19 protein-coding genes are annotated in these 17371 nt (G+C 38.1%); 13 read left to right on the forward strand and 6 right to left on the reverse strand.

Annotation, left to right across the window (positions count from 1 at the left end):
- Positions 1 to 477: 477 nt before the first annotated feature.
- The gene (locus AC5JMK_RS06000) at positions 478 to 831 is read right to left on the reverse strand and encodes a Rieske (2Fe-2S) protein (protein WP_096672773.1); all 354 of its coding nucleotides are present in this window, start codon (positions 829 to 831) and stop codon (positions 478 to 480) included.
- A gap of 159 nt (positions 832 to 990) precedes the next feature.
- On the opposite strand from AC5JMK_RS06000, the gene AC5JMK_RS06005 reads away from it, so the two are divergent.
- Complete coding sequence (locus AC5JMK_RS06005; protein WP_495909648.1) at positions 991 to 1893, forward strand: ATP adenylyltransferase family protein; 903 nt, start codon at positions 991 to 993, stop codon at positions 1891 to 1893.
- A 27-nt stretch (positions 1894 to 1920) separates the two neighbouring features.
- On the opposite strand, the gene AC5JMK_RS06010 is transcribed toward AC5JMK_RS06005, so the two are convergent.
- Both AC5JMK_RS06010 and AC5JMK_RS06015 read right to left on the reverse strand, forming a co-directional pair.
- A complete protein-coding gene (locus AC5JMK_RS06010; protein ID WP_495909649.1) occupies positions 1921 to 2232 on the reverse strand; it encodes a monooxygenase in 312 nt (103 codons plus the stop codon).
- A 353-nt stretch (positions 2233 to 2585) separates the two neighbouring features.
- Entirely contained in the window at positions 2586 to 3461 is an 876-nt protein-coding gene (locus tag AC5JMK_RS06015; protein WP_495909650.1) for an FAD-binding protein, read from the reverse strand.
- Here AC5JMK_RS06015 and AC5JMK_RS06020 point away from each other — a divergent pair.
- Together AC5JMK_RS06020 and AC5JMK_RS06025 are read left to right on the forward strand one after the other, a co-directional pair.
- Entirely contained in the window at positions 3460 to 3597 is a 138-nt protein-coding gene (locus tag AC5JMK_RS06020) for a hypothetical protein (RefSeq protein WP_495909651.1), read from the forward strand. The genes AC5JMK_RS06015 and AC5JMK_RS06020 overlap by 2 nt on opposite strands.
- Before the next feature lie 84 nt (positions 3598 to 3681).
- Positions 3682 to 3990, forward strand: a complete 309-nt coding sequence (locus tag AC5JMK_RS06025) for a threonine dehydratase (RefSeq protein ID WP_096672779.1) — start codon at positions 3682 to 3684, stop codon at positions 3988 to 3990.
- Positions 3991 to 4677: 687 nt separating this feature from the next.
- Here AC5JMK_RS06025 and AC5JMK_RS06030 read toward each other — a convergent pair.
- Positions 4678 to 5712, reverse strand: a complete 1035-nt coding sequence (locus tag AC5JMK_RS06030) for a hemerythrin domain-containing protein (RefSeq protein WP_495909652.1) — start codon at positions 5710 to 5712, stop codon at positions 4678 to 4680.
- Positions 5713 to 6103: 391 nt separating this feature from the next.
- Between AC5JMK_RS06030 and AC5JMK_RS06035 the strand changes: the two genes are divergently transcribed.
- The 3 genes from AC5JMK_RS06035 (at position 6104) to AC5JMK_RS06045 (ending at position 7497) form a co-directional block, all read left to right on the forward strand.
- Positions 6104 to 6646, forward strand: a complete 543-nt coding sequence (locus AC5JMK_RS06035) for a DUF2231 domain-containing protein (RefSeq protein ID WP_096672783.1) — start codon at positions 6104 to 6106, stop codon at positions 6644 to 6646.
- 232 nt (positions 6647 to 6878) lie between these two features.
- Positions 6879 to 7292 (forward strand): ribosomal maturation YjgA family protein, encoded by a 414-nt coding sequence (locus AC5JMK_RS06040; protein WP_096678652.1) that lies wholly within the window; start codon positions 6879 to 6881, stop codon positions 7290 to 7292.
- The gene (locus tag AC5JMK_RS06045) at positions 7270 to 7497 is read left to right on the forward strand and encodes a DUF167 domain-containing protein (RefSeq protein ID WP_096678654.1); all 228 of its coding nucleotides are present in this window, start codon (positions 7270 to 7272) and stop codon (positions 7495 to 7497) included. The genes AC5JMK_RS06040 and AC5JMK_RS06045 overlap by 23 nt, the downstream gene beginning before the upstream one ends.
- Positions 7498 to 7742: 245 nt before the next feature.
- Here AC5JMK_RS06045 and AC5JMK_RS06050 read toward each other — a convergent pair whose 3' ends face one another.
- Entirely contained in the window at positions 7743 to 8363 is a 621-nt protein-coding gene (locus AC5JMK_RS06050) for a glutathione S-transferase family protein (protein ID WP_096672785.1), read from the reverse strand.
- 202 nt (positions 8364 to 8565) lie between these two features.
- On the opposite strand from AC5JMK_RS06050, the gene AC5JMK_RS06055 reads away from it, so the two are divergent.
- From AC5JMK_RS06055 to AC5JMK_RS06080, 6 genes are all read left to right on the forward strand, one after another.
- On the forward strand, positions 8566 to 9240 hold the full coding sequence (locus AC5JMK_RS06055; RefSeq protein ID WP_495909653.1) for an SOS response-associated peptidase: 675 nt from the start codon (positions 8566 to 8568) through the stop codon (positions 9238 to 9240).
- Between the two features lie 105 nt (positions 9241 to 9345).
- A complete protein-coding gene (locus AC5JMK_RS06060; protein ID WP_096672789.1) occupies positions 9346 to 9867 on the forward strand; it encodes a photosystem I assembly protein Ycf3 in 522 nt (173 codons plus the stop codon).
- A 102-nt stretch (positions 9868 to 9969) separates the two neighbouring features.
- Positions 9970 to 10260 (forward strand): Asp-tRNA(Asn)/Glu-tRNA(Gln) amidotransferase subunit GatC, encoded by a 291-nt coding sequence (gene gatC, locus AC5JMK_RS06065; RefSeq protein ID WP_016860287.1) that lies wholly within the window; start codon positions 9970 to 9972, stop codon positions 10258 to 10260.
- A 116-nt stretch (positions 10261 to 10376) separates the two neighbouring features.
- Positions 10377 to 11345, forward strand: coding sequence for a glutathione S-transferase family protein (locus AC5JMK_RS06070; RefSeq protein ID WP_096672791.1), 969 nt, complete (start codon positions 10377 to 10379; stop codon positions 11343 to 11345).
- Positions 11346 to 11560: 215 nt separating this feature from the next.
- Complete coding sequence (locus AC5JMK_RS06075; protein WP_096672793.1) at positions 11561 to 12823, forward strand: AAA-like domain-containing protein; 1263 nt, start codon at positions 11561 to 11563, stop codon at positions 12821 to 12823.
- A gap of 14 nt (positions 12824 to 12837) precedes the next feature.
- Complete coding sequence (locus AC5JMK_RS06080; protein ID WP_096672795.1) at positions 12838 to 15450, forward strand: AAA-like domain-containing protein; 2613 nt, start codon at positions 12838 to 12840, stop codon at positions 15448 to 15450.
- On the opposite strand, the gene AC5JMK_RS06085 is transcribed toward AC5JMK_RS06080, so the two are convergent.
- Positions 15440 to 15700 (reverse strand): hypothetical protein, encoded by a 261-nt coding sequence (locus AC5JMK_RS06085; RefSeq protein WP_495909654.1) that lies wholly within the window; start codon positions 15698 to 15700, stop codon positions 15440 to 15442. The genes AC5JMK_RS06080 and AC5JMK_RS06085 overlap by 11 nt on opposite strands.
- A 345-nt stretch (positions 15701 to 16045) precedes the next feature.
- Between AC5JMK_RS06085 and AC5JMK_RS06090 the strand changes: the two genes are divergently transcribed.
- Positions 16046 to 17200: a CapA family protein gene (locus tag AC5JMK_RS06090; RefSeq protein WP_096672799.1), complete on the forward strand. Its 1155-nt coding sequence runs from the start codon at positions 16046 to 16048 to the stop codon at positions 17198 to 17200.
- The last annotated feature ends 171 nt before the right edge of the window (positions 17201 to 17371 follow it).

A 17371-nucleotide genomic window follows, 5' to 3' on the forward strand; every position in this document is an offset into this window, starting at 1 on the left:
CGCGCAAGCGTTCCGGAGGCTTTCATGGGTAGGGTTTTTAGCAGAGCGAAAATAGTTGAGAAAATTCTCAAATGTTCAACGTGGTTTGGTCGTTTCCGGATTCTTAAATCGGCTGAAATAGTCAAAAAATGACCAAATACAAAATCCCTACCCTTGAAAGGGGATGAAAGGGGGGTGGGAGGTTGAGCTACGGTGTACACACAAGTCAAAATTTTTCATGTTGAAACTGTATCCCGCCTAGAACTAAAGTTCCAGGCTCATAGCGAAAGTCCACTCAAGTGGACTGGAACAAACTTTTTTTTGAGTCCTCTGAAGAGGACTTGCGCTATGAGACTCGGAATTTATTCCGAGGCGGTACAGATGCGCTCAACCTAGATTTGTGTGTACACCGTAGCCTTGCAAAGGGGAGGGAACAGTTTCCCCTCTTTGCAAGGGGGGATTAAGGGGGGTAATTCTTGTGTGTACACCGTAGAGATGTCAATCTCCTACATCAACCAAGATACTTCCATCTTCCACACGTACAGGATAAACTGGTAACTGTTTTTCTTGTGACACCATACCCATGGCCTTATTCACTACAGGTGGCCATGTGATCCATTCTTTGACTTCACCGTTGGAGAGATTAAAAGCGCTACGATGCCAAGGACAAACGATCGCACCATCTACAATTTTGCCTTTTTTGAGAGATAATTTCAGATGGGGACAAGCATTATCTACTGCATAAAATTGACCTTCGTGATTAACCAACAAAATTTTCCGGCTACCAACTGTTACCACTTGTCGCGCACCAGGTGAAAGTGCATCAGTTCCAAGAACTTTCGTCCAACTCATAAATTCTTCTCTCTTAAGTATTCTGCTTCTATAGTTTCCCGCAATTGTGACCAAAATTTATTGGTTGTTGGAATTAAGCATTCTTCCTTGTCCCCCATCCTCAATCCCTCAAATGAACATAATATAAAATTTGGTTGGTATTAACTCACACCTTAACAAATGGCACAGGGAAAAATATTATTGCAAGCTGATACATTCTGGACAAGGATTAAACAGCAGACTGAACATGCTCTTGCTACCAATGCTATGGTTTCAATACCGACACACTCGGAATTTGTTGAACAAGATGGTGTTTGCTTTTTGGTGCGGATTGTGTCTAACCTTGCTCGTAAGGATGAAGTCAAGCAGAAACCAAAAACACAAAACGGTTTTGCTGCAAAAGATTTTAATCCTTTTCTTCCCTACGAGCAGGATTTATTTGTTGTAGATATTTCTGATACCCATGTGTGTATTTTGAACAAATATAACGTTGCAAAATATCATCTTCTACTAATTACCCGTGCCTTTGAAGAACAAGAAAGTTTACTGACATTAGCAGATTTTGCCGCGATGTGGGCATGTATGGCTCAATTTGATGGGTTGACATTCTACAATTCTAGTAAAATTGCTGGTGCTAGTCAGCGACACAAGCATTTGCAACTTGTGCCATTACCACTGACAACTACTGGGGTACGAATACCTATTGAATCTCTCCTCAAGTCAGCTCAATTTCACAATTCCATCGCAATCATCCCAGGATTTGATTTTTTACATGCTTTTGTCCCCCTAGATTTTCTGTGGAAGCGATCGCCATTTACAGCTGCTGAGGCAACGTTAGAGTGTTATCATTCTCTGCTACAGGCAGTTGGTTTAGAAAATACACAATCTAGAGATTACAATCTTTTGGTAACACGAGAATGGATGCTGCTCGTAGCGCGATCGCAAGAATGTTTTGCGTCTATACCAGTCAACTCATTAGGGTTTGCTGGGACTTTGTTTGTACGAAACGAGCAACAAATGCAGACTCTCAAACAATATGGGCCGATGAGTGTGTTGAAAAATGTTGCTATACCAAGAAATTAGCGATCGCTAATTCTGGGAAATTTAACTTCACTGTTTCAGCTTTCCTCCGGTAATCTGAGTTAGCGGTTCATTAACATCAAATTTCTTGGCGCTGATATTCTCAATTCCAAAAGAGTTTAAACGCGCTAAATGTTCTGTGAGGAATGTATCTAATGATGATTCATCCTCAAACAAATAAATTCCTCCTGTTTCTCCATAATTTGAATTTTCTATCCATATTTTCCACAACAAACCTGGAGTTTCGGAAAGTTTGTGCGCCAGTTCTGAATATGCTTGTGCCATCTCATTTTTCCAAGGGCCATGAAAAGGGAAATTAATCTGTAAAAGCTTTAAAGCCATTGTTAATTACCTCTTTCGCTCAATTAAAAATAACTATTAAAAAACATTCAATTGCAGAATACAAGGCAATGATAGTTTGGACTGTTATTTTCACCTATAACTATAGGATTTACAGCAAGTAGTATTCCAAAACCAATTCCTGCTCCTAATTTTTTAAACATAATTTAACTTAAGAAAGTATTACTAGTTAAAAAATTTTACCAAACCATGTTCACGCAGAATTTTTAAGTTCAAAAAATTCTCTTCATCTACAATCCGATAGTGATACCAATTCTCTGTAAAGCTGCACATTATTTTAACCCTTCCCAACCTCCCCTTGGTAAGGGGAGGTGCCGAAGGCGGTGGGGTTCTTTCTATGCATCTTCATAGTTGAACCTTTGATCACTGATGAGTAAACGTTGATCACGAGTAAAAGTAGCCAGATCGTCGTAAAACAAAAGAAACACACGAGTATTAGTAGCTGCGGCGATAAGCTTAATTGTTGCCTGAACGATGATTCCACATTGACCCAACCCACCCAGTACTGCTTCAAATAAGTCGCGATTTTGAAATTTTGAACAGGTTTCAAGCTTACCTTCACCAGTTACTACTTGAACTTCCAAGACATTATCAATCTGTACGCCATAACGATGAGTTGCGCCGCCAATACCTCCTACTGATAAAGTACCGCCAATGGAAAGTTCAATGTAATCAGTCAGAACAGGTGGTGTCAACGAATGCGGCAATGTTTGTTGTAATAGCTTACTCCACACCACCCCAGCATCAACAATAGCTCGGTCTGCAACAATAGAGTGAATCTTGTTCAGCGTACTTATATTAATGACTACGCCTGCTTCTACTTGTGACTGACCGTAGGTAGAGTGACCTTGACCGCGTGCAGCAATCTTTATTTTGTAAGTGCGAACAAATTGGATGATGCGAATAATATCAGATATTGAACCTGGTTCTAGTACGGCAATTGGTTGACGATGCACAATATGACCAAAGTCATCACTGACAGCAGCAAGTTTTGTATTATCGGTATAAAGTACTCCATCTAGAGGTGGCAAACTTTCAAACCTAGATGTGGCACTGGCGGATGTCACCCAAATACGATTGCTTACATCAAACCCAATAATAATTGCACTGGCAATCAAACTTTGTAAAACTGCACGACGTGAAGTATTGTTTTTCATTGTCCATCCATGCTGTAGCTGGTTGTCATGGGTATAACTTCCCAGGCGTGTCATGGATTCAAATATACAGTTATTAGGGAAACAACTGCGATTAAGTACTGTTAAAACTATTGGATGTCTGGATTTGCAATATATCATCCTCCCCAATATGCGATCGCAACTTCATCGTTTCCATGTTCGTATCCAGTAACGGTTCTGTGTCCTTCGATAGGAACATGACAAGAAAAGTGATATAAATCAAAATAATAATAAGCTGCAATCAGGAGGCGCTGCCATGTCTGGTTTAACGCAAATAATTAGAAACTTCTTTATTCGTCTAGAAGCCCTTTTATATCAGTTTTTCGGTTTGATCAAAAACATCTTTTCCCAGGTATTTAGTTTTTTAGGTAGGATCTTTGGGTTCTCCAAGTCTGGTTATTTCTTAGAAACCAATGATGCAACCAGCATCAAATCATCTCAAAGCAAGCAAATAACCGAGCTGGAGCCAAAGAATGCTCCAGAACCTTCCATCACTGCTCGTCGCCGTCCCGATCCCAAAATGGACTATTTCCGCAAGATGGCTGAAGAAGTTAATAAAAACTAGTAGTTCATCGCATTAATTCTGAGAGGTTATAGATCCCCAACTTCGCAAAAGTTGTCGGGGATCTTAACACCCGCAACTCATCAAAATTAATGAAACAGACCACTAACTAGTACACTGTCAAAACAAGTAAAAAGTAAAAAGTAAAAAGAAAGATTCCCACAGATTTATCAGTGGGCTTGAAAAAAGGACACCTTTTACCTTGCACTACGTGTCTCGGTAAAATTATGAGTGTTTAAGTGGGCTTGATACCCACAACTGAAGTTTTTTATGAGTGCCTTTTAACTTTTTACTTTTTACTTTTTACTTGGAGCGAAGCGACTGTCATCATCCCTCAAATCAAAATTGACACTCTACTAGTTTTAACGGTTTATAGTAAGTAGCCCTAACTGAACTTTTACAAATGCTGCGGGATATAGGTGATTTTATTTTGTAATTGATGTTATTAATATTTTGTTAAAAAAAATGCCGTAGGGGCGTACGGCTGTAAACCCCTACAACGTATCGTGATCCAAAGTGATGACATTAATTGCAGCTATTAACTATTTTGCTACTAGTAAACTAGACTCTAATTACTTAACTTCAGTTCGGGTTAAGGACTCAATTTTGATCGCTTGAACGAGAAAATAAGGGTTTCAGGCTTTCAAAACCAACGACAGAATCAAGGTTTCAGCTTATCCCGAACTCAGGTTACTTAGCTGCTTTCTCTTGGATTCTTTGTTTAGCAGCTTTGAATTGGGTAGCTAATTGCTCAGTTTCAGTGCTACTCAAGTTATTACGAATTGCAGCAAACATTGTACTTTCTTCTTGACGTATATGATCGCCAACAGCATCCATTAGCTGTCTAATTTTATCTTTAAATTGAGAAGAAGAAGGATCAATAGCCTTGATTTCTTCTAACATCTGCTTCATTTCGGCTTGCTCATCATACAATTCTTGAGTATCGTTTGCACCGTAGAATGAACGTACTCTTGGGTAGACTACTTCTTCTTCGGCTTCAGCATGAGCGCTCAAATCTTTGTAAATTTGACCAAAGTATTCTTGAATCTTATAGGAATTGTTGCTTGCCAACAATTCAGTGAATAAAGTATTTACTTTGTTGTGATCCAAGCGAATGACATCTTGAATGTTCATATCGCTTTTATCACTACTTTGGGTGACAGCACTACCAACAACACCGCTTAATGCTGCCATAGCATCTTGTACACGTCCCCAAATACCTTGATCTGCATCTTGTCCGGTGAGTTCACGAACACCCAAGATTTCTAAAATACCTTTAAGCTGTTCTTGGTGAGCGCGGTTTTCAAAGTTAACAGTGTTTAAAGGTCCAATAGCCATCATCACATCTGCACCAACTTTTTGTGCTGCTTTGTGAATTGTCAAACCAGACATTACTTGTTGATGCTTTAATAATTCATGCTGGAATACTTTTTCATACAGGCTTAATTCAGACCCTTGCATCAATTGCCGAACCTTATTAACCATTTCTGTAATAGTTTTTTCTGGTTCGGCTTGAATGCCATATTGGACATTAACTGTTTCCAAAACACCCTTGTTTTTACGATCATCTTCGAGCATTTTTTGAATGCGATCATGCATTTCGCTATCAACAATTTCTCTTACAAACTGTTCTTCATTTTGGATGATCAATTCTTGAATTGCTTTCATATCTGCCAATTTCATGGCAATAGCAGAACGCTTAGTGTCATCTAAAGTGACAACCATGTTGTATTCTCCTCTAAAAATTTTGTTCTCTTTACTTTTCTCAGGTTACATAACAGATTTAGAGACTACCATCTTTCTTTTGAACGATAACCCCAAAACTAAGGAAGTAAAAATTTAATTCTTAGGATAATTTTAAAATTTAAGACACATTTATACTTTCAGATAGATTACTACTAAAACTACACTTCCACCGCCAGATAGATAAATTTTCCTTACCACTTTTCTAGATTAACTCAAGGGTAATGGAAGTGGAGATTGATACATAATGTCTGAAAATCCTGAACTAGGGAGAACAGGCGATCGATAAAACTGTAGAAATGAGTTTATCTAGCCAGTTAGTTGAACAAATCCCTTCAGTATAAAGTTACTTCAATTCTTAAAAGGTGAAACTATGGATACTCAAGAAAGAAACTCTACACCCTATCCCAATATTCCAGCTTTTTTAGAAAGTGATGATAGAGAGTTTCGTGATACTGGTATACCTAGTACCGTGTCAGTTGCAGGTCATCCCATCCATCCGATTCTTGTGCAATTCCCGATTGCATTTCTTGTAGGGGCTTTGTTAACTGATGCGGTTTTCTGGTTTACAAATGATAGTTTTTGGGCGAGGGGTTCTTTTTGGTTAATCACTGCTGGCTTGGCGGGTGGTGTTGTAGCAGCCCTAACGGGACTTTTAGACTTTTTGAGAATAGGACGAGTCCGCAAGCGTACTGCTGGTTGGGCGCACTTAATTTTGAATGTGAGTGCTTTGGTGCTGACAATTATCAACCTAGTATTACGTTGGAATCATCCAATATCGGCTGTATTACCTTGGGGACTTGTAATCTCAGTAGTTGTAGCAACACTTCTTGGTATTTCCGGCTGGTACGGTGGAGAATTAGTCTACCGACACAAAATTTCTGTAATTGGTAACGGTAATCCAGATCAACCATAATGAAAGGGATCGGGGATTAGGGATTGGGGACAAGGAGGGCGTATCAATTCAAAATTCAAAATTTAAAATTAAGAACTTGTTCCCCAATCCCCATTACCCCTTCGCCCCTAATCCCCACTCCCTTGGGGGGAGTGGGGGCCCCGAGTTCCCCAGAGGAAACCCCTACCTTCCCCTTATCCCCAGAGGGGACCCCACCTTCCCCAATCCCCGTTCCCTAATATCAGAGAAAATCGTGTCAAAAAAAACACAAAGCTTTTATATAACAATTTCTTTGCTCATCGTTACAGTGATGGGCTTTTTATTTAAATACTATACTGGTTTTGCTCATAAATGGTTCAATTATTATGGGGCTGCTGTTTTTTACGAAATTTTTTGGTGCTTGTTCGTATTTATATTTTTCCGTAGCTCAAAAGCTATTATCCAAATTCCTCTATGGGTCTTTATCATTACCTGTATATTAGAATTTCTACAACTATGGCATCCTCCCTTATTAGAGCAAATTCGTGCTACTTTAATAGGTAAATTATTGCTTGGTACAACTTTTGTTTGGTGGGATTTTCCTCATTATGTAATCGGCTGTATTCTTGGTTGGTGGTGGCTGCGACTATTACAAAGAAAAGGTTATGCAAATAAAAGTCAAAGTTAAACCAAACTCAAAAGTTCAAAAAATTGAAGAAACTAGCGATCGCAGTCTCAATATACATTTAAAATCGCCTCCTGTTGATGGTAAAGCAAATGAAGAATTAATAAAAATTTTATCTGAAAAATTTGATGTTCCTAAATCTAGAATTAGAATTAAATCTGGTGTCTCATCAAGACAAAATCTCATTGAAATAGACACAGATTTGTAGAGCAGAAAACTATTAAAAGAGGATTAAGCCAGAATAGCAATTATTGAAAAAAATGGAGGGTCAGGCAGGTATGATTCACGAATTCACTTATAAGTCGGTAATGCCTAGCCTACTTAAGATATGGTAGATATGACAGGGCGATCGCATTACAGCAACAACTATTGAAATACTCTTCATAAAAAATTAACTCGTTTTCAAGCATGAGCTTATAAAACGAGTTGGTAGATGCAAATAATTAAGAAAAATCAATGCTGTACTTCTTCTTTTATTGAAATATATCTTGGTTGGGTTTTTACTCTTTCAATCCATGCTTGGATAGCAGGAAATTGTTTCAAATCAAATTTGCCTTCATCAGCAACATGAGTGTAAGCAAATAAGGCAATATCTGCAATAGTATAACGTTCGTCAACAAAAAAATTATGAGTCTGTAAATGATTTTCCATCACTTTCAAGGCTGTATAACCAGATTCACGTCTTTGTTCTATGGCTTCCTTGTATTCTTCTGGTTTATTTAGTACAGAAATCCAAAATCTCAATGGCGCAATAAAAGGCTTAAGGCTGAACTCTTCAAAAAACAACCATTGCATTACTCGCGCTCGTAAAAAGCGGTCATAAGGTAAAAATTCTGTGCCTTCGCTCAAATAAACTAATATGGCATTTGATTCTGCCAAATATTTACCTGGTTTAATCTCCAATACTGGAATTTTCCCATTCGGATTTTTGCTTAAGAACTCTGGTGTTCGAGTCTCATCTTTCAAGATATTCACCTCTACCCTCTCAAATGGCATACCAATTTGTGATAATAAAAGACGTATCTTGTAGCCATTACCTGAAGGTAAAAAATCGTACAATCTTAGCGTTTCCATGCCAATATATTGCGAGATGAAGGTTTTGATTAATTATGATGCAGTAAAATACAATCATATTTCAAAAACACTTATAAACAGAAGAATTTTTTGATAAATGTCGCAATTCCAGACAAAATAAATTCTCTGGAAAATAAATTTTATCAAGGTATTATTTTTATCATTAAAATATTTAATTCGATTTATTTGCAAGGATCAAACAATGTGTGGAAGATTTACTTTAAGCGTATTTCCAGAAGTTTTAACCCCAATTTTTGAAGTCGAAAAAATTCCCGATTTCAAGCCGCAATATAACATTGCACCTACGCAAATGGTCTTGGTGGTTTTGTATAATTGTGAAGCTCACAAACGTGAAATTCAGCAATTACGTTGGGGTTTAATACCTTCATGGGCTAAAGATCAAAGCATGGGAGCAAAGCTCATTAATGCTAGATCTGAAACCGTAGCCGAAAAACCAGCATTTCGTCGCGCTTTCAAGCGCCAACGGTGTTTAGTAGTAGCAGATGGCTTTTACGAATGGCAAAAACAAGAAGGTAAAAAGCAGCCATATTATTTTCGTCTGTTGAACGGAAAACCCTTTGCTTTTGCAGGGCTGTGGGAGGAATGGCAATCACCAGAACAAGAACAGATAAAATCTTGTACAATTTTGACAACCCAAGCTAACGAATTACTGCAACAGATTCATGATCGTATGCCAGTAATTCTCCAACAGGAAAATTATGATTTATGGCTAGATCCTCAAGTTCATGATGGGGAATTACTACAGCCACTACTGCACCCCTATCCTTCAGAGACGATGACTAGCTATCCTGTCACAACCTTGGTAAATAGCCCCAAAAATAATAGCCGTGAGTGCATTAACCCACTCAAAACTTAAATCAGGTGAAAGTTATAAAACTGATAACTGACAACTGATAACTGTTAAATTAGCTAATAGTTAAAAAACCCCTGCCAGTAGCCCAACATCAATGAGAGGCGTTATATGCCAAGAACTCAAAAAAACGATAATTTTATTGATAAATCCTTTACAGTTATGGCAGACCTAATCCTGAAGGTTCTGCCAGCGAACAAAAGAGCAAAAGAAGCGTTTGTTTATTACCGAGACGGAATGTCGGCGCAATCAGAAGGAGAATACGCCGAAGCTTTAGACAACTATAAGCAAGCTTTAGAACTAGAAGATGATTCCCTCGATCGCGGTTACATACTCTACAACATGGGATTAATTTATGCTAGTAACGGCGAACACCAAACAGCTTTAGAGTTATATCATCAAGCACTAGAGTACAATCCTCGCTTACCTCAAGCCTTAAATAACATCGCCGTCATTTATCACTATTTAGGCGAAAAAGCCAAAGAAGCAGGAGATGAAGACGCTGGCGAAGCACTGTTTGACAAAGCTGCTGACTATTGGGTGAGAGCCATTCGCCTTGCTCCCAACAACTACATCGAAGCCCAAAACTGGCTGAAAACTACAGGTAGAATGCAAATTGATGTATTCTTTTAAGTCATTAGTCATTTGTCATTTGTCATTTGTAAAAAATTAATGACCAATGACCAATGACCAATGACCAATGACTATTGACTATTGACCATTGACTAAAATTTTATGCTCGATCGCGAACAAGTCCATAAAGTAGCCCATCTTGCTCGTTTAGAATTGACACCAGAAGAGGAAGAACAATTCACTACTCAACTGGCTAGTATTCTGGACTATTTTGAGCAGCTCAGTGAATTAGATGTTAGCGACGTACCACCCACAACACGGGCTATCGATGTCAGCAATGTGACACGCGCCGACGATCTTCAACCATATAGCGATCGCGAAGCAATTCTTCAAAGTGCGCCAGAACAAGAAGGCGAATTTTTCAAAGTGCCAAAAATTCTTAACGAGGAATAGTTAGTGGTTAGTGGATAGTAGATAGTGGTTAGTAGTTGATTTATTACCATGATCCCCGATCCCCGCTCCGTGATCCCCTATCCCCTTTCCCTTAACATCATCAAAGGAGAAAAACAATGAGTTTGGGAATTCTCAAGGATGGTAAGTGGCTATCCCAACGGGAACAGGAAGACTCAGCAGGTAAATTTATCCGTCCTTCTACCACTTTCCGCAACAAAGTTACCGCCGATGGTTCCAGTGGATTCCAGGCTGAAGCAGGGCGTTATCATTTGTATATTTCCTGGGCTTGTCCTTGGGCGTGTCGTACTGCTATTATGCGCCAACTCAAAGGACTGCAAGATATTGTTGGGATGTCTGTGGTTGCTCCCGAAATTCACGACAATGGCTGGGAGTTTGCAGATGAACCAGGTTGCATTCCTGATACTGTCAACAGTGCTGATTATCTCTGGCAAATTTATCTCAAAGCTGATCCCAGCTATAGCGGACGTGTCACAGTTCCTGTTTTGTGGGATACACAAAAGAATACGATTGTCAATAACGAATCCCGCGAAATTATCCGAATGTTTGACGCTGAGTTTAATCATCTTGCTCAGAATAATATAAACTTTTATCCAGAAAATTTACAAAAAGTTATTGACGAAACAATAGATGCTATTTACCAACCGATTAATAATGGTGTGTATCGGGCGGGATTTGCAACTAAGCAAGCAGCCTATGATGAAGCGGTAACAGAATTATTTGATGCTCTTGATCATTGGGAAAAAGTTTTAGGAGAGCAACGTTATCTATGTGGGGATCAAGTTACTGAAGCAGATTGGTGTATGTTCACAACTTTGTTTCGCTTTGACCCGGTTTATTATGTGCATTTCAAATGCAACTTACGTCAGATCGTAGATTATCCTCACTTGTGGAATTATCTCAAAGACTTGTACCAACAGCCAGGGGTAAAACAAACTTGTAATTTAGACCACATCAAGCGACATTATTACCGGAGTCATCCCAAAGTCAACCCGACTCGCATTGTTCCGAAAGGGCCACTGATTGATTTTGATGCTCCCCATAATCGCGATCGCATGTTTGGGTGATGACTAGGATGAAAATGGGGATCGGGGATCGGGAATCAGGGAGCGGGAATTCTTCTGACGGAGACGCACTCGCGTTCGGGGAAGAGATTTTCATGTTTGCTTGTGTTGTAGGATTTTCCCCTGATTAGCTGACTTGTAACTGACTTATTAATGAGTAAGCAGTACCACTGGAAACAAACGGTATGATCTGAGCATCTTGCTGAGAAAACCCAGTTATGTCACGCTCAGTAAAAATTCGTAAAGAATGTATTGACAAAGTTAAGACAACTGTCCAACTTCAGGGTTATCCCCGTCAAAAAGATTTGGCTGAAGATGTAGGAGTTTGTCTGGATACAGTCAGAAAATTTCTTAACGGTAAGCCTATTGATTGTCTAAATTTTCAAGAAATTTGCCAGAAATTGGGACTGGATTGGCAAGCGATAGCAGATTTTAACCCCAACATTAACAATATTACATTGCCAGAGTTTGCAGACGAGCCAGATACAGAGAACTTCATTTATGTAAAGCGTCCTTATACTGAATCTATTTGTGAGCAAACACTACGCCAAGCTGGTGCGCTACTGTTGATTAAAGCACCTGGATTGATGGGTAAAACCTCACTGATGGCAAAGATTTTATTGCAGTTAGCATCTGAAGGATATCGGACTGTATTCTTGAACTTACATTATGCAGAAATAGATCACTTTACCAATTTAGATAAATTTTTACAGTGGTTCAGTGTCAGTGTTGGTAAAAGATTGAAAATGTCGAACCAACTCGCTAATTACTGGGATGATGAGTCTAGCAGTAAATTAAACTGCACTGCCTATTTTGAAGAGTATTTATTACCACAATCGCTTAGTCCATTGGTATTATGCTTGGATGAAGTAGAGCGGATTTTTCCTTATCAGCAAGTAGCCTCTGAATTCTTTGGACTGCTACGAGTTTGGCACGAACTGGCGAAAACTTGTAGTATTTGGCAAAAAATGCGGTTAATAGTCGTCCACTCAACAGAAGTATACGTGCCTTTGAATGTCAATGAGTCGCCTTTTAATGTCGGTAAACTAGTACAATTACCAGAATTAACGCCGGAACAGGTAAATGATTTAGCTCAACAATATGGAATTTTTTGGGAACATGAGCAAATACAACAATTGATGTCTATGTTAAGAGGACATCCCTATTTGCTCGGACAGGCTTTCTCTTATCTCAAGAATAATACCACAATCAGCCTTGAAGAATTTTTGCAATCTGCTCCTACAGAAGCAGGAATATATAGTAGCTTTCTGCGGCGATATTGGAAGATTATTCAACAGCATTTTGAATTGGCGGAAGCATTAAAAAAAGTAGTAATTACAAGAGATAAAATACAACTAGAACCAATGTTGGCGTATAAATTATACAGCATGGGGTTAATACATTTAACCGGGAATGAAGTAGAAATTAGTTGCAATTTGTATCGGTTGTATTTTGGCGATCGCTTCGGAATTAATTCGTAGATTTTAGGTGAACAATGAATATTCAACCCAGTTTTATTTATCAAGTTGGGTCTAGTTTACCTGTTGATGCTCCTACTTATGTCAGGCGCAAGGCAGATCAAGAACTTTATCATGCATTGAAAGTAAGGAAGTTTTGTTATATATTGAACTCCCGACAGATGGGAAAATCTTCACTCAAAGTGCAAACTATGCATAGGCTGCAACAAGAAGGTATAGTCTGTGCAGCAATTGACACTACTTTAATTTTGGAAGAAGGAGTTACTGCTCAGAAATGGTATAAAGGTTTAATCAGAAGACTTGTTAGTAGTTTTAAGATATCAGAAGATTTTAACTGGCGAATTTGGTGGCAAGAACGCGAGCAGTTTTCTTGTGTTCAGTGTTGGATAGAGTTTATTGAAGACGTACTTTTAAAGAAAATATTCGGCAATATAGTAATTTTTATTGATGAAATTGATAGACTCCTCAGCTTAAATTTTAAAGATGATTTTTTTGCCGTGATTCGAGCATTAGATAATCTACGAACAGAAAAACCAGAATATAGACGTTTGACTTTTGCACTCTTGGGTGTTGCGACACCTTCAGATTTGATTAGTGATAAAAATCGCACACCATTTAATATTGGTCAAGCAATTGAACTTACTGGCTTTGAGTTAGCAGAAACAGTACCTTTAGTAGCAGGATTACAAAATCACGTAGAAAATCCGCAAGCTGTACTCAAAGAGGTTTTGTACTGGACAGGTGGACAACCTTTTCTGACTCAAAAGCTATGCAAATTAATTGTCGATTGTCAATCACCTATTCCCGTTGGACATGAGGTGGAATGTGTAGAAAAAATTGTGCAATCCCAAATCATTAGTAACTGGGAAGGAAATGATGAACCACAACATTTGCGAACGATACGCGATCGCATTCTCTGTAATGAGCAACCTGTTGTACAGCTATTGTGTTTGTATCAGCAAATTTTACAACAGGATGAAATAAAAGCGGATAAAAGTCAAGAACAATTAAAATTGCGGCTGTCGGGGTTAGTTGTTAAATGTGAGGGGAAATTAAGGATTTACAACCGTATTTATAAAGCTATTTTTGACAAATCTTGGGTTAATCAGATATTAGCACAGCAACGTCCTTACGCGATTAAACTTAATGCATGGTTAGATTCCAATTGTCAAGACAAGTCAAAACTTTTGCGTGGTAAAGCATTACAATATGCATGGCAATGGGCAAAAGATAAAAGTTTAAGCGATCGCGATTATCAATTCTTAAATGCTAGTCAAGAATTACAAAGACGATCTCAGCAGCGCTTTGCTTTAGGTTTGGTAGCTACCCTCATGTTTGTAGTTGGGACAGTTGTTGGATTACGAAAAGAAATTACTGATTTAATTTTTGATTATTATTCTTCATCTTTACAACTAGCAGAGCCAGAACGATTTAGTGAAGGAGAGCGGAATTTATTTGGTGATTTTTCTCAAAACTATAATCGAATACTAGGTATAGAAGCTTTTGAACAAAAGAATTATGCAAAATCTATTGAATTATTCCAAAAAGCTCTAAAAGCTAATCCTGACGACCCGGTAGTGAAAATTTACTATAACAATGCACGAGCAAATCAACAAGGTAATCCTCTAACTCTAGCAGTTGTGACATCAGGCTATACTCGCAAAATAACTTCTCTAGAACTTTTAAGAGGAGTAGCACAAGCACAAGAAAATTTTAATAAAAAACGTAATAAATCTAATGCTCGGCTCTTGAAAATTATTATTGCTAATGATGACACTGAGCCAATTCAAGCTGCAAAAATTGCCCGCAGGCTAGTGATAAATTCAAATGTTATGGGAGTGATTGGACATCAAAATAGCACAGCTAGTATGTCAGCACTACCAATTTATGAAAAAGCTGGTCTAGCCATGATATCTCCCTCTAGTGCTAGCGATTTGCTCAAAGGTAAGTTTTTTCATAGAACAACTGCTACTGCTCAAAAGTTTGCTGAAAAGATGACTGAGTATCTCATATATAAGAAACTTAAGCGAGTTAATATTTTCTACAATCCCGATGATACCTATGGTAAAAATATAGCTTCCAATCTAGAAAAATTACTTTTTAATCATGGAATCAGCATTATCCGAAAAGTAAATTTGAATAATCCTATGTTGAATCCAGAAGCCGAAGTATTACGTAGTCAACAAGAGAGTGCTGATGCACTGATGTTGTTCCCAGATATCAATTTCACTTCTGTAGCAATTGAAATATATCGTGCTAGCAATAATCTGACTAATCAACCCAAAAAAATGCTAATATTAGGAGCAGGTTCTTTTAATTATCCAGATATTCTAGCAGAAAATGTATTCATAAAAGATTTGATTTTAGTTGTACCAAGTATAAATAAATCGTACAAAGAATCTGAAAAAAAATGTAAACAGCCTGTTACTTGGTTGACTGGTACTAGTTATAATGCAACTCAAGCTTTTATTCAAGCTCTGTCTTCATCCAAACAACCTTCTCGCTCAACTGTACTAGCAAAAATCAATTCTATGAGTCTTGAAGTCAAAGAACCAGTTATTGTCAAAGTGGTTAAAAATAATGGAAATTGCCAAGAAAGTCAACTTCATTTAGAAGCAGTTATTTTTTAGCTGGTGTCGGCGCTAAGAATCCCGCCAAACCACCTAATGATCCTGTACCCAAAGCAATCAAAATTTCGGGAATATCTTTATCCTGAGATTTTAGCCAAACTGCACCACCAATAGAAGATATTAAAGTTAATGCTAATGCGCTTACTACAATCCGATATATCCAGCAGTCTGTTTGTAGTGGTGTTCCAATATTTTCTTTACTATTTTCTGTCAATTCTGCATCTTGTTTGATCAGCATCTTCCTTTTCATAATCAACCTTTTTCTCATCTTTGGATCAACGCCAAGTAGAATTAAACTTATCGATGTATTTGTCTGCTCGCTTCGTCTCATTCAACTTAATTACATTCAACCGTAGCCATTACTGAGATCAAGACTGAGATATTTGAAATAATTAAAGACTTGCAACTGAGTAATTACTTACTTATGATCACTACTCAAAATCTCCAACTTCTTTAATGAAGTCGAGGATCTGTATCTTTATTTCAGGATTGCACAGAAACGGTATCACCAAATTTTGTGAAAACCACAGCAGAATCAATATTGATCGCATTCACTGATCGAGTAGACTAATCTCAAAGTGTGAGGAATGCGAACATGGCTAATCCACGATCAGGGGTAAAATTGCTTTCTTTGGCTTTCATTGGTGTATGTTTTTGTGTAGGAATTGGTATTGGATTGGGTATTCGTTCTAAGCGATCGCAAGCTACAGATACAAACAACCTACCCAGTGAATATCTCCCAGAGCCAAATTCACCTCCACTGATCAAAGAGCCTAGCTATACAGACACTATTACCATTCAAGCAGTTGGCGATGTTATTCCTGGTACGAATTTTCCTAACTACAGATTGGCACGCGATCGCAACCAATTAATCCCAAAGTCGGTAAGAGCAAACTTAAAAAAAGCTGATATCTTATTTGGTAACTTTGAAACCAGCTTAACTAACTATCCATACACTACCAAAGACATCAGTCGTGGACAGATGTTCGCGTTTCGATCTCCACCTTCCTATGCTCAGTTGTTTGCTGATGTCGGCTTTGATGTATTCAATATCGCTAACAATCATGCTATGGATTTTGGTTTAGTGGGGTTTGCAGATACGATTAAGAATCTCTCTGCTGTTGGGATTGAAACACTAGGTCATAAAAATCAAATACTTTTACTGCAAGCTAAAAATATTCCAGTTGCAATGATCGGGTTTGCACCCTATGAACGTTACAACTCCATTCACGATTTCCAAACAGCCAAAAATCTGGTACAACAAGCGAAAAAACGTGCGGATATTGTAATTGTATCAATGCACGTCGGAGCAGAGGGAACAAAAGCATTACGAGTAAAAAATCAAACAGAAACCTTCTACGGAGAAAATAGAGGTAATGCGGTAAAGTTTGCTCACACAATGATTGATGCGGGAGCAAATTTAGTTCTTGGCCATGGTCCCCATGTTCCCAGAGCCATGGAGATTTATAAAGGAAAATTGATTGCTTACTCTTTAGGAAACTTTTTAGGATACCGAACTTTATCTACTAGAAATGAGACTGGCTACTCAATGATTTTAGAAGTAAAGTTAAATTTCCAAGGGGATTTAGTGGGAGGTAAAATTATTCCTATACATATGAATCGCCAGGGAATTCCCTATATTGATAAGCAATTGCGAACTGTAAAACTTGTCCGCTATTTGATTGCCAATGATTTTCCTAATACACCAGTTAAAATTAATAAAAAAGGTGAAATCACCGTTATAAATTAATTAGCTCTTATTAATTAGAATTCACTATATAGCACAATACGGTTGGTGTTAAGGATTTTTAGTACAGAAAATTGGTGTGTACCAGACGCGAAATTACCCTGTGGGATCTTGCTACGCGTCTCTCCTCTACAAAAAATTGTGAGCTTAACACCAAGCGTATTGCTATATAGC

This window comes from Pelatocladus sp., from assembly GCF_059505505.1.

Coding starts and splice junctions, on each gene's coding strand:
- AC5JMK_RS06055 (WP_495909653.1), top strand. CDS start 8,566: ATGTGTGGAAGATTTACTTTAAGCGTATTTCCAGAAGTTTTAACCCCA.
- AC5JMK_RS06050 (WP_096672785.1), bottom strand. CDS start 8,363: ATGGAAACGCTAAGATTGTACGATTTTTTACCTTCAGGTAATGGCTAC.
- AC5JMK_RS06045 (WP_096678654.1), top strand. CDS start 7,270: ATGCAAATAAAAGTCAAAGTTAAACCAAACTCAAAAGTTCAAAAAATT.
- AC5JMK_RS06080 (WP_096672795.1), top strand. CDS start 12,838: ATGAATATTCAACCCAGTTTTATTTATCAAGTTGGGTCTAGTTTACCT.
- AC5JMK_RS06075 (WP_096672793.1), top strand. CDS start 11,561: ATGTCACGCTCAGTAAAAATTCGTAAAGAATGTATTGACAAAGTTAAG.
- AC5JMK_RS06060 (WP_096672789.1), top strand. CDS start 9,346: ATGCCAAGAACTCAAAAAAACGATAATTTTATTGATAAATCCTTTACA.
- AC5JMK_RS06010 (WP_495909649.1), bottom strand. CDS start 2,232: ATGGCTTTAAAGCTTTTACAGATTAATTTCCCTTTTCATGGCCCTTGG.
- AC5JMK_RS06030 (WP_495909652.1), bottom strand. CDS start 5,712: ATGGTTGTCACTTTAGATGACACTAAGCGTTCTGCTATTGCCATGAAA.
- AC5JMK_RS06085 (WP_495909654.1), bottom strand. CDS start 15,700: ATGAAAAGGAAGATGCTGATCAAACAAGATGCAGAATTGACAGAAAAT.
- AC5JMK_RS06025 (WP_096672779.1), top strand. CDS start 3,682: ATGTCTGGTTTAACGCAAATAATTAGAAACTTCTTTATTCGTCTAGAA.
- AC5JMK_RS06035 (WP_096672783.1), top strand. CDS start 6,104: ATGGATACTCAAGAAAGAAACTCTACACCCTATCCCAATATTCCAGCT.
- AC5JMK_RS06015 (WP_495909650.1), bottom strand. CDS start 3,461: ATGACACGCCTGGGAAGTTATACCCATGACAACCAGCTACAGCATGGA.
- AC5JMK_RS06000 (WP_096672773.1), bottom strand. CDS start 831: ATGAGTTGGACGAAAGTTCTTGGAACTGATGCACTTTCACCTGGTGCG.
- AC5JMK_RS06020 (WP_495909651.1), top strand. CDS start 3,460: ATGGATTCAAATATACAGTTATTAGGGAAACAACTGCGATTAAGTACT.
- gatC (WP_016860287.1), top strand. CDS start 9,970: ATGCTCGATCGCGAACAAGTCCATAAAGTAGCCCATCTTGCTCGTTTA.
- AC5JMK_RS06005 (WP_495909648.1), top strand. CDS start 991: ATGGCACAGGGAAAAATATTATTGCAAGCTGATACATTCTGGACAAGG.
- AC5JMK_RS06070 (WP_096672791.1), top strand. CDS start 10,377: ATGAGTTTGGGAATTCTCAAGGATGGTAAGTGGCTATCCCAACGGGAA.
- AC5JMK_RS06090 (WP_096672799.1), top strand. CDS start 16,046: ATGGCTAATCCACGATCAGGGGTAAAATTGCTTTCTTTGGCTTTCATT.